11 protein-coding genes are annotated in these 12111 nt (G+C 27.2%); 3 read left to right on the top strand and 8 right to left on the bottom strand.

All coding sequences use genetic code 11. The annotated features are described in order from the left end of the window. Positions 1 to 12: 12 nt before the first annotated feature. From RGC78_RS02480 to RGC78_RS02470, 3 genes are all read left to right on the top strand, one after another. Entirely contained in the window at positions 13 to 294 is a 282-nt protein-coding gene (locus tag RGC78_RS02480) for an autorepressor SdpR family transcription factor (RefSeq protein WP_003371939.1), read from the top strand. Between the two features lie 4 nt (positions 295 to 298). Next, on the top strand, positions 299 to 937 hold the full coding sequence (locus RGC78_RS02475) for an SdpI family protein (protein ID WP_252215440.1): 639 nt from the start codon (positions 299 to 301) through the stop codon (positions 935 to 937). Between the two features lie 312 nt (positions 938 to 1249). After that, positions 1250 to 2482, top strand: a complete 1233-nt coding sequence (locus RGC78_RS02470) for a cation:proton antiporter (RefSeq protein ID WP_252215438.1) — start codon at positions 1250 to 1252, stop codon at positions 2480 to 2482. Positions 2483 to 2508: 26 nt separating this feature from the next. Here the strand turns inward: RGC78_RS02470 and RGC78_RS02465 are convergent, their stop codons facing one another. The 8 genes from RGC78_RS02465 to RGC78_RS02430 form a co-directional block, all read right to left on the bottom strand. Beyond that, positions 2509 to 3165, bottom strand: coding sequence for a pentapeptide repeat-containing protein (locus RGC78_RS02465; RefSeq protein WP_252215436.1), 657 nt, complete (start codon positions 3163 to 3165; stop codon positions 2509 to 2511). 83 nt (positions 3166 to 3248) lie between these two features. After that, positions 3249 to 3674, bottom strand: coding sequence for a hypothetical protein (locus tag RGC78_RS02460; protein WP_252215433.1), 426 nt, complete (start codon positions 3672 to 3674; stop codon positions 3249 to 3251). Next, a complete protein-coding gene (gene mntA / locus RGC78_RS02455; RefSeq protein WP_252225849.1) occupies positions 3667 to 4035 on the bottom strand; it encodes a type VII toxin-antitoxin system MntA family adenylyltransferase antitoxin in 369 nt (122 codons plus the stop codon). Before mntA ends, RGC78_RS02460 begins: the two co-directional genes overlap by 8 nt. Before the next feature lie 244 nt (positions 4036 to 4279). Beyond that, complete coding sequence (locus tag RGC78_RS02450) at positions 4280 to 5401, bottom strand: hypothetical protein (protein WP_309555968.1); 1122 nt, start codon at positions 5399 to 5401, stop codon at positions 4280 to 4282. A 285-nt stretch (positions 5402 to 5686) separates the two neighbouring features. Beyond that, positions 5687 to 7105, bottom strand: coding sequence for a sensor histidine kinase (locus RGC78_RS02445; protein WP_252225853.1), 1419 nt, complete (start codon positions 7103 to 7105; stop codon positions 5687 to 5689). Continuing rightward, positions 7092 to 7778, bottom strand: a complete 687-nt coding sequence (locus RGC78_RS02440) for a response regulator transcription factor (protein ID WP_252215422.1) — start codon at positions 7776 to 7778, stop codon at positions 7092 to 7094. Before RGC78_RS02440 ends, RGC78_RS02445 begins: the two co-directional genes overlap by 14 nt. Before the next feature lie 175 nt (positions 7779 to 7953). Continuing rightward, positions 7954 to 10584 carry a bifunctional acetaldehyde-CoA/alcohol dehydrogenase gene (gene adhE, locus RGC78_RS02435; RefSeq protein ID WP_309555967.1) on the bottom strand — a complete coding sequence of 877 codons (2631 nt, stop codon included), beginning with the start codon at positions 10582 to 10584 and terminating at the stop codon, positions 7954 to 7956. 462 nt (positions 10585 to 11046) lie between these two features. Further along, complete coding sequence (locus RGC78_RS02430; RefSeq protein WP_252225856.1) at positions 11047 to 12111, bottom strand: DUF4179 domain-containing protein; 1065 nt, start codon at positions 12109 to 12111, stop codon at positions 11047 to 11049.

Below are 12111 nucleotides of genomic sequence, written 5' to 3'. Positions count from 1 at the left end.
AGGAGTGATTACTTGTCATTTAATGATGCTTTTAAAGCTCTTTCTGATAACACAAGAAGAAAAATTTTAGATCTACTAAATGAAAAAGATATGACTGCTGGTGATATTGCCGATTATTTTCAAATTACCAAGCCTAGTATATCTCATCATTTAAGTATTCTCAAGCAAGCTGGACTAGTAAGTGATGAAAGAAAAGGTCAATATATATATTACTCACTAAATACATCTGTTTTTGAGGATGTTGTAAAATGGTTCATATCATTTTTAGGTAATACTAATGAAGGAAAGGAATAAACTAATGAAAAATAAAACTAGTATTTATAATATTACATTAATAACTCTTGCATTTTTAGTAAGTATTGTATTATACAATAAACTACCTAATGAAATGCCTATACATTGGAATACAGCTGGTGAAATTGACAACTATGGTCCTAAACTATTTGCAGCTTTTTTACCACCTTTAATTATGCTTTTTATATGGGGTGGGATGTTATTTACTCCTAAAATTGATCCTAAAAGAAACAATTATTCAAAATTTAATACAAGTTATACTATTATCACAAATGTTATGGTAACTTTCTTTTTTATTTTACATATTGTAGTTATAATATCATCACTAGGATACAACGTTCCAATAAATAAAGTTATCCCATTTATGGTTGGTTTATTATTTATTGTAATTGGAAATTATCTTCCAAAATCCAAGAGTAACTTTTTCTTTGGAATTAAAACGCCTTGGACATTAACTAATGAAGATACTTGGAAAAAAACTCATAGATTAGGTGGAAAATTATTTGTATTATCAGGACTAGCTATAATGATAAGTTCATTATTTTTTGAAGGAAATATACAGTTTATAATTTTAATGATTTCAATATTTGTTGCAGGTATAATTCCAATAATAGCAAGTTATTTTTATTCTAAAACAGTATAAGTTAATTTTAAACATAAAAAAGATCAGGCTTTAATTTTAAAAACCTGATCTTTTTTATTTGCTTTATATAATACTATACCTATTAACAATTTCAATTTTATAATTAACGAATTTTACAATCTTATCTTTCTTTATGCTTTAAATTTCATTACATTTTTGTATAAATATTATAAAATAAATATCACCTTATTATATAATTTATAAAACATTTTCTTAATCTTTTATACTAATTAGTACTATTTCCAATAATATCATATACTATATATAGGAGTTTTTATTTAATATTTCAATTTAGAAAGAGAGGATATTATTATGAATTCTTATGATTTTTTATTTGATTTAGCCTTAATACTGTTAACTACAAAAGTTTTAGGTATTGCAAATAAAAGATTCCAACTTCCACAAGTTGTTGGAGCTTTAATGGCTGGTGTACTTTTTGGTCCTACCGTTTTTAATCTTTTAAATGAAACAGAGTTTATAACACAACTTTCTGAGATTGGAGTAATTGTCTTAATGTTTTGCGCCGGTCTTGAAACTGATATAAACGAGTTAAAGAAAAGTAGACATTCTTCATTTATTATTGCTTTAATAGGTGTTCTTATACCTCTTATTGGCGGGTTTTTAGTTAGCTTTTTCTTTAATAATGACCCTTCTATTTCAGATGCATCTTCAAGTATAATATTACAAAATATATTCATTGGAGTTATACTTACCGCCACTTCTGTTAGCATAACTGTTGAAACTTTAAAAGAAATGGGCAAGCTTAGCACAAATGTTGGCAGTGCAATTTTAGGTGCTGCAATTATAGATGATATTTTAGGCATAATTGCACTTACTATAGTTACAAGTTTTGCAGATTCAAATGTAAATGTTTGGGTGGTTTTATTTAAAATTTTCGCTTTCTTTGTTTTTGCAGCTATTTGTTGTTTTATATTTTATAAATTCTTTTCAAATGTTCAGTTAAAACATGGTAAAGGTATGCGTAGATTTGTAATACTTTCTTTTGTATATTGCTTAATACTTTCTTACTGTGCAGAAGTATTTTTTGGAGTTGCTGATATAACTGGTGCATTTATAGCCGGACTTATAATTTCAAAAACTACTTACTCTAAATATATAGCTTCGCGCTTTGAAACACTTTCTTATATGTTCCTTTCACCTGTATTTTTTGCAAGTATAGGAATAAAATTTAAATTACCAGCAATGACTTTATCAATGATTATATTTTCTATAGTTCTTGTAATAGTTGCTATTTTAACTAAAATTATAGGTTGTGGAGCTGCTGCTAAATTATGTAAATTTTCTTCTTTAGAATCTATTCAAATAGGCACTGGAATGGTATCAAGAGGTGAGGTCGCTTTGATAGTTGCAAATAAGGGTGCTGCCTTAGGACTAATGTCATCTGTATTTTTTGGTCCTATGATAATAATGATAATTGTAACAACAGTAATTACACCCTTACTTTTAAAAATAGTATTTTCAGACAAATTTAATAAACTCAAAAGCACTAAAAATGTCATTACTACTAATTCTACTATAAAATAAAAGCGTGGTTATGCCACGCTTTTATTTTATAATATACCTTCTTTTTGATATGTTTGTATAGATTTTATTATGTAACTCAATGTACAAAAATCTCTATCTGCTCTATCACAAAGAATTTTCAAGCCTGATATTAAACTTTTCTCATTAAATTTTTCTAAAAGAATCATTATGCTTAAAGTGTTAATATCTCCATCTTTATTATCCAAAAGTCTTGATCTTTTTATTTTTTCATTTTCTAGTGCTGAATCTATAGCTTTTTTTAGATTTTCACTTATATCAATTGCTGGTGCTTCTTCAAATATTCTAACTGCTGATTTATCAAATTCTAAATTTTTTGCAGTACTTAAATCAGTTCCTACAAATATTACATTTTTAAATTTTGCATCTCTAAAATCTGCTCCACTTAAATTTGCACCTTCAAATACAGTATCTTCGAATTTTGCTCTTTTAAATCTACTTTTCTTAAGATTACTTCCTACAAACTCAGCAGACTTAAATGTACATTCAAAAAAATTACAGTCTTTAAAGTGAGCTCCTCTAAAACTTGTAAAATTGAAATTTGATCCTGTGAAATCACAATTATAACAGTTACTTCTTTTTAAATCATTATACATAAAATTTTTGTTTTGTTTTATTGCCTTATTATAGTTTAATCCAATACTTGGTTTTTTATTTTTATCCATTCATTCATCCATCTCTTCTATTTATTATTTCAATATATGATAGCATAGTTTCAAACACAGTTGTAGTAAAATAATATATATTTTTAATTTATATTATTTTTTATGCTTAGTTCAAGTTCATCAATAAATTTTAAATTACTTTTCATATTTAATAAAATTTCTTCATCTTTTGGCATTTTATATCTATGCGCTAATCTATTTCTATACCTTCTAGACACACAGTAAAATTTGAAGAAATCTTCACTTATTCTATTGTTTTCTTTAATTACTTCCATTCCTTCTATTGCAGAAATGTCAATTTTATATTTGTTTATATCTTTTAAATTAATAGAAATATAGTCTTCACATAATATATGAAAATCTAAAAAATAAGCTCGAACACTATGATATAATACTTTTTTTAAAATCTCATCATCACAATTTTCCAAAGAATTTAAGCATTCACGAAAGTCTATACTCCATTCTTTAAAATCTTTTAATAATTTTATAATTCTATCTCTATTAATCAAGTAAATCTCTCTCCCTTAATTTTAAAAAATCACTATTTTCTATAAAAAAATTTTCAACGAATCGATATATATTTTCAAATGCATTATTTTTATTATAAAGAATAGTGCCCTCATTAACTATATTTTTCAATAAAATTCTATCCATATCTTCTTTCAAATTTATTACATCAATATTATTATCTAATAGTTGTTCTAACTCTGCTTCAATTTCTAACTCTTCTTCCATACTTATATCTGCTATTATAAATATATCATAATCTGAGCTATCTAAATAATCTCCTCTTGCTCTACTTCCAAACAATCCCACACATTCAATATTATGATTGCTAATTATATTAGATACAGCTTTATTTAAATCCATCATACTCACCACCATATTATATCTAGTGTATACTAAGCCACTAGATTTAAAATATATTATCTTTATTATATATTATAGGCATATCTACTACAAATTAATATTTTATTTTTACATTTTTATACACAAAAAATAAGTGTAGATGTTTAAATCATATTTCTACGATTTTCATCTACACTTATACAGTACCAAAAGACTAGCTACTTTAAATTTGTAAATAATCCTTAATGTACTTATTTATTTCTTTTTATTTTTTTCCTGCTTTATGAGTTTCTTTTTTTTCTTTATGATTTTCCTTCATTGTTTCTTTTACTTGTTTGCGAGCTTCTTTTATTGTTTCCTTTGTTTCTTTGTGAGCTTGCTTTGTTGTTTCTCTTGTTTCTTTCTGAACTTCTTTAATTTTATCTTTTGCTTCTTTATTAGTAAGTCCTGTGATATCTACTCCTAAATTTGCAGCTTTTTCAGTAACTTTTGTTAGCTCTTTTGCCTCAATAACTGCTTTTATTTTAGTTTTTAAATCTTCCTTTGATAATCCTGTAACATCTATTCCAAGTTTTGTAGCTCTTTCAGCAAATTTTGCAAGTTGTTTTGTTTCAATAGCTGCTTTTACTTTAGCTTTTGCATCTTCTTTTGATAATCCTGTGATGTCTACACCAAGCTTTTCAGCTATTTTTGCAAGTCTTTCTGGTGTATTTAAGTTATTCTCATCAATAGTTGCTTTTATTTTAGCTTTTAAATCTTCTTTTGATAATCCTGTAACATCTATTCCAAGTTTTGTAGCTGTTTCAGTAAGTTTTGCAAGCTGTTTTGCTTCCATAGCTGATTTTATTTTAGCTTTTGCATCTTCTTTTGATAATCCTGTTATATCAACGCCAAGTTTTTCAGCTATTTTTGTAATACCTTCTGGTGTATTTAATTTATTTTCGTGCATAACAGCTTTTATTTTAGCTTGTATTTCTTCTTTTGATAATCCTGTTATATCGATTCCAAGTTGTAATGCTAATGCTTCTCTTATCTTAGTTCTTGCATCTTCATTTGATAATCCTGTTATATCAACGCCAAGTTCTGTTGCTCTTTGAACTAACTTTGCATTTATTTCTGTTTCACTAATTTGTTGTACTTCTTCATCTGTTTCTACATTTGCTTCAACATCACCATCAATATTATTATAAGTATCTGATTCAATAGTTGATTCAACACTTGCCTCAGTTGTTGTTCCGGTAGTTGGTACCCCTGGCAAAGTAGTTTCAGCTACACTTATACCAGTAGTTACATCTTGAGATATAATTTCACTTGCAAATACTGGAACAACAGTTGACATTGTCATTATAGTTGCAACAGAAATTGCTAATATTTTATTTTTTTTCATAATTTTCTCTCCTTTAATCCATTATTTTACTGATTTGAATTTAAACGCATTCGTTAATGATTAATTTAAATATATAATAAAACTTTTTTGTGAAATTTATGTGAAATCTATAAATAATATACTTTTTGCTACAACTTTCAATTTATATTAGAAATATCTTGAAAATCTTCATTAACAGAAACAAGTATAAAGCGTTTATTTTTTTAGTTCATTAAATAAATACACTTTTTTAAAATAATTTTTTGACAATTCATTTGACGAATTTTATTTAAAGTCTTTATTTATCTAATTTATAATACAATTTGGTATTTCAAGAGAAAAAATTACACCATCTTCTGTATTTTTCACTTCAGTTGTACCTCCATGAAACTCTACTATTAATTTTACAATTGATAATCCTAATCCATGACCTCCATATGTTCTACCCCTTGCTTTATCCACCTTATAATATACATCCCAAATTTTTTCTAAATCTTTCATTTGTATGTGGCTTCCTGTGTTAAAAACATTTATTTTTATTCCATCTTCTTTATTTTCAACAGTTAATTCAATAATTCTTCTTTCATCTACATGATCAATAGCATTTGTAATAAAATTATTTACAGCTTTTTCTAGCATATGGCTATCAGCAGATATCACATAATTATTTACGCACTTTAAATCAAAATCAATGCATTTATCAATAAATGTTTGATTAAATCGTTCTACTATATTAGATATAAGATCACTAATATCCAAACTCGTCTTATTTATTTTAACCATTCCAGATTCCATCATAGAATGATTTAAAAGTTCCTGTACCAGTTTATCCATCCTGTCGCATTCTTCAACTAGAACTGAACAATACGTATCCATCTTTTCCTTATCATAAGCCACACCATATTTAAGTCCTTCAGCATATCCTTTAATTATACCTATTGGAGTTTTTAATTCATGGGACATATCCCTTACAAGTTGTTTTCGTTTCTCTACATCTTGCTTAAGTTCATTTATACTAGTGCTTAATTTTTCAGAAATTTTATTAATGCTTTTTCCTAAATTTCCAATTTCATCGTGTAAATTAATATCTACACGTTTATCAAAGTTAAGATTTGATATATTTTCTGCAACATTACTCATTTCTATAATTGGTTTTGTTATCTTTTTTGAAAAAATAAGTATAAATATACCTCCAATAGCAATTACTATTGCTGCTGCAAACATATAAAATTGATTTGCTATTGAGGCACTCTCATAAATACCCTTAAGAGATTTATTTAAAATAATAAATTTCCCATTATTCATTCGTGAAATAAAAATTAATTTATTCATATTATCATCATGTTTTTGCTCAATATAATATACATATTTATTTGAAAGTTTATCTTCATTTTCTAAAATAGTTTGTTTGATTTCTTTAGATAACCCTCTATCTTTATTAGGTTCTTTTTTAGGAAAAGAATTATGTTCTATGTTAAGATTTTCATTAACAATAATAGTTCTTATATTATCAATACTATCTATCATATTTATATACTCATCTATATTTTCTTTATCATCAATATACTTATTACTAATTTTTTCATTCATTGATAGAAAAATTCTTTTATTTTTATAAATATAATATGATTCTAAAAATATTGAATTTAAAAATATCCCACATAGAACTAAAAAAATCATAACTACTGTAAATATGAAAAGTAACTTTGTCCTAATTGTTTTCATTGTCTTTTCCTTCAAACATATATCCACTACCTCGTACTGTCTTTATATATTTTCCACAGTCTAAAAGTTTAGCCCTTAAAGTTTTTATATGTGTATCTACAGTTCTTGCATCTCCACAAAAGTCATATCCCCATACTTTATTTAATATTTGATCACGTGATAATACTCTTTCACTATTTTTTATAAAACAAATTAGAATATTATATTCTTTATGGTTTAACTTAACTTCCACATTATCTACTATTACTTTATGTGTTTCTTGATTTACTTTTATCTTTCCTTGAATTACTTGATAAAAGTTTTTTTTCTTTAATTTTCTTACAATTGTGTTAATTCGAGCAATAAATATTTCATAACTAAAAGGCTTTGCAATATAATCATCTGCACCTTTTTTAAGTCCAATAACCTCATGTTTTTCATCTCCCAAGGCTGTAAGCATTATTATAGGCACATCTGAATATTCCCTAATTTCTTTAAGGACTTCTAAGCCATCATATATAGGCATCATTACATCTAATATAATAAGATCAATATCCTTTGAACTAAAAAAGATATCTATTGCTTGTTTGCCATCACAAGCTTCCACTGGTATGTATCCTTCTTTTCTTACAATATCACATATAAGTTCTCTAAAGACTCTATCATCCTCTGCTATAAGAATTTTGATATCCATAATTACACCTTCTTATCTTTAGTTTTTATTACTATAATAACATAATCAAAAATATTTTTTTATCCTTTATTATTTGACTTAATTATAACTTTCTAATGAATAAAAATACCCCGATATTTCTACCGAGGTATTATATAGTCTAGATTCGTAATTTTTAACTTTTTATTTTAATCTATTATTTCTTTTTATTCTTTTTTTTATCTATTTCTTGTTTTTGGGGTTTAATTCCATAAGCATTTATATACATTTCTTTTATTTCACTCATTAATGGATATCTTGGGTTAGCTCCAGTACATTGATCATCAAATGCTTGCTCAACCATTTCATCTAGTGAATTATAGAATTTATCTTCACTTACGCCAGCTTCTTTTATTGTCATTGGCATATTAACTTTTCTTTGTAATTCTTCTACTGCCTTAATTAATAATTCAACTTTTTCGCCATCAGAATCTCCTCCTAAATGTAAATAATCTGCAATTCTTGCAAATCTATATTCAGCATTTGGATATTTGTATTGAGCAAATGCTGCTTGTTTAGTTGGAGCATCACTTGCATTAAATCTTATTACTTCATTTAATAATAATGAATTTGCCATACCATGTGGTAAGTGATGGAAAGCTCCTAATTTATGAGCCATTGAGTGACAAATTCCTAAGAATGCATTTGAGAATGCCATACCTGCCATACATGAAGCATGCGCCATTTTTTCTCTAGCTTTAATATTAGTTAAACCTTCATTATATGCTTGTGGTAAATATTTAAATACTAATCTTATAGCTTCTAAAGCTAATCCATTAGTAAATTCAGATGCCATTATTGAAACATAAGCTTCTATAGAGTGAACTAATACATCTATACCTGCACAAGCAGTTAATCCCTTAGGAGAAGTCATCATAAGTTCTGCATCAACTATAGCCATATCTGGAGTTAATTCATAATCAGCTAATGGATATTTTACTCCACTTTCTTCATCAGTTATAACAGCAAATGGTGTTACTTCTGATCCTGTACCTGCTGATGTAGCAACTGCAACCATCATAGCTTTTTCGCCTAAAACAGGGAATTTAAATACTCTCTTTCTTATATCCATAAATCTCATGGCTAAGTCTTCGAATCTAATTTCTGGATGTTCGTACATAACCCACATGATTTTAGCAGCATCCATAGCTGAGCCTCCACCAAGAGAAATTATAACATCTGGATCAAAACTTAACATTTCTTTTGCTCCGGCTTTAGCACATCTTAAAGTCGGATCTGGTTCAACCTCAGAAAATATCTTATATTGAATCTTATTTCTTTCTAATACTTCTGTAACTTTATCAGTATATCCTAAATTAAATAATACTTTATCAGTTACAATGAATGCCTTTTTCTTACCCATATCATGTAATTCTTGTAACGCTATTGGTAAACATCCATATTTAAAATAAGTTTTTTCAGGAACTCTAAACCAAAGCATATTTTCTCTCCTTTTAGCTACAGTTTTAACATTAATCAAATGCTTAGGTCCAACATTTTCTGAAACTGAGTTTCCACCCCATGAACCACAGCCTAGAGTTAAAGATGGAGCTAACTTAAAGTTAAATAAATCTCCAATAGCACCTTGAGATGCTGGCATATTTATAAGTGTTCTAGCAGTTTTCATTCTAGCGCCAAATGCAGCTATTCTGTCTTTACATTTTATTTCATCCGTATAAAGTATAGAAGTGTGACCCATACCACCTAATATTATTAGTCTATCAGCTTTTTCTAATGCCTCTTCATAAGATTTAGCTCTGTACATAGCAAGTACTGGTGATAATTTTTCATGAGAGAAAGGTTCTTCTAGTTCTACAGATTCAACTTCTGCAACTAATACCTTTGCACTTTCTGGAATATTAACACCACCCATAGCAGCTATTTTATATGCTGGTTGGCCTACCATATCAGCATTTAAGCCTCCCTTTTCATTTAAAATAATTTTTCTTACTTTATCTACTTCATCACCTTTTAGAATATAAGCTCCTCTTGCAGCTAATTCCTTTTTAACTTCATCATAAACTTCATCTAATACAACAAGTGATTGTTCTGATGCACAAATTACTCCATTATCAAAAGTCTTAGATAAAAGAATTGAGTTAACAGCCATCTTGATATGAGCTGTTTCATCTATAATTGCTGGAGTATTTCCTGCTCCAACACCTAATGCTGGTCTTCCTGATGAATATGCTGCTTTAACCATTGCAGGTCCACCTGTTGCAAGGATTATGTCACATTCTCTCATAACATTTTGAGATAATTCAACTGAAGGTTCATCTATCCAACCAATTATTCCACTTGGTGCTCCTGCTTTAACTGCTGCATCTAAAACTATTTTTGCAGCTGCAATTGTAGCATTTTTAGCTCTTGGATGTGGTGATATTATTATTGCATTTCTAGTTTTTAAAGCTATTAAAGTTTTAAAAATAGCTGTTGAGGTAGGGTTTGTTGTTGGAACAATAGCTGCTATAACTCCTATTGGTTCTGCAACCTTTGTAACTCCATATGTAAGATCTTCTTCAAGCACTCCACAAGTTTTCATATCTTTGTATTGATTATATATGTATTCAGCTGCGAAGTGATTCTTTACAACTTTATCTTCTACAATACCCATGCCGGTTTCTTCTACAGCCATCTTAGCTAACTTAATTCTATTATCATTAGCTGCCATAGCTGCTTGCCTAAAAATTTCATCTACTTGTTCTTGTGTAAACTGAGCATATTTCTTCTGTGCTTCTCTTAATTCTTTAATTTTTTGAGTTAATTCTTCAGGGTTTGTTACCTTCATTACTTATTCCTCCTAAAGCAAATATGTTTTTTTAATTTTAAAAAAAATAATAAAATATTATTATATTTTCTTATTAATTTTTAAATAATCTAATTAATTTACACTATATATTGTTCTATTATTTGCTTTTAATTATCCAAGTAAAATAAAGTTTTTATATAATTATTAGCTCTGTTTTTAATGTATTTTGATATATACAATAGGTAAAGTGGCATTGTAATTGGACTTTGAGAATTCTTAAGTGAGAATCTAAATTTTATATTTAGCTTTTTGAACTTGCTCAGCGAAGTCGAGTTTCCTTTTTATATTCACATTTACTGCTTATCTCAATTTTATATTGGGAGCAAGCTAAAATGTGACTATAATCATTTTAGTATTCCTAAGTTCAATTACTCAGTCCAGCTTTACTTATGAATATATCAACATTATCTTAAAATATACCCTTATAAAAACATTTAAGTTTTATTTTAATTTAGATAAATCTATTGTAAATTCTTCTCCTACTTGTTTGTATTCACCATCCATCTTTCCACTATTTTCTGGATATTTAGCTGCATATGGAGTTAATTTTAATAATTTTGCATTTTCATTAAGATTTCCATCAATAGTTTCTATCTTAAATAGCCCTGAATTTTTATCACCATGAGATAAATAAAACTCTACTTTATTCCCTAAATCATCACTTCCTTTTAAAGCAAGAGCATAAGTGGATTTACTATTAGAGTAATTTATTGAAGCATAAATCTTTTGACCAAGTGAATTGTCTGTATATTTTTCTAATATATATTCATTACCATTTTCTAGTGTGAATTTATTGTTAAGTGACATTTCCTTAGTATCTATTCTTAATTGATCACCATTAGTCTTAAATTCAAAATTCCACTTTCCTTTTTGTTCTTTATCATTTATCATTACATTTGAACTTACAAATTTTATATTTAACTCTCCATTTAAATCGCAATTTTTTAAACTATAAGTAATTACTGATTGTGTAGTATAGTCATCAATGTTTCTAGATCTCCCACTAGATCCAGTATTCAATTCTTTTCCATTTACAGAAATACTATTAAATCCGTGCCAAGATTCATCTTTTTCTAACTTTTTATCATAAATTACATCTAACTTTTTATCATAAATTACATTATAAGAAACTGTCATTTCATCTCCATCTAATATTACTTCATTTAATTGAACTGTTATTCCTTTATCTGTTATTGATTTATTTATAACAGTTTTATATTCATCTAAGTTTCTTTCTATTCCTAAAAAACTAGCTATATCATTACTAATTATATAACTGACCTTTGATAGTGCAGAGACTCCTATATTACTTCCCAACATCCCTATTGTTAATGCTACAATAATAGTAGCTGTTATCATCCCTCTTTTTCTAGGTTTCTTTTTTGAGATTGACTTTCTAAAATTAGATTTTATTTTTTTCTTCTCTAAGTCATTAAAGTCTTCTTTCTCATAATCATCAATATTTATATTAACTTCATTCAACATATCATATATATCTTTATTCAT

Origin of the sequence: Clostridium aquiflavi (assembly GCF_031344075.1) — a bacterium.
GTDB lineage: Bacteria > Bacillota > Clostridia > Clostridiales > Clostridiaceae > Clostridium > Clostridium aquiflavi.
Note: the sequence above shows the minus strand (reverse complement) of the source record. Positions and strands in the feature narration are given on the sequence as shown.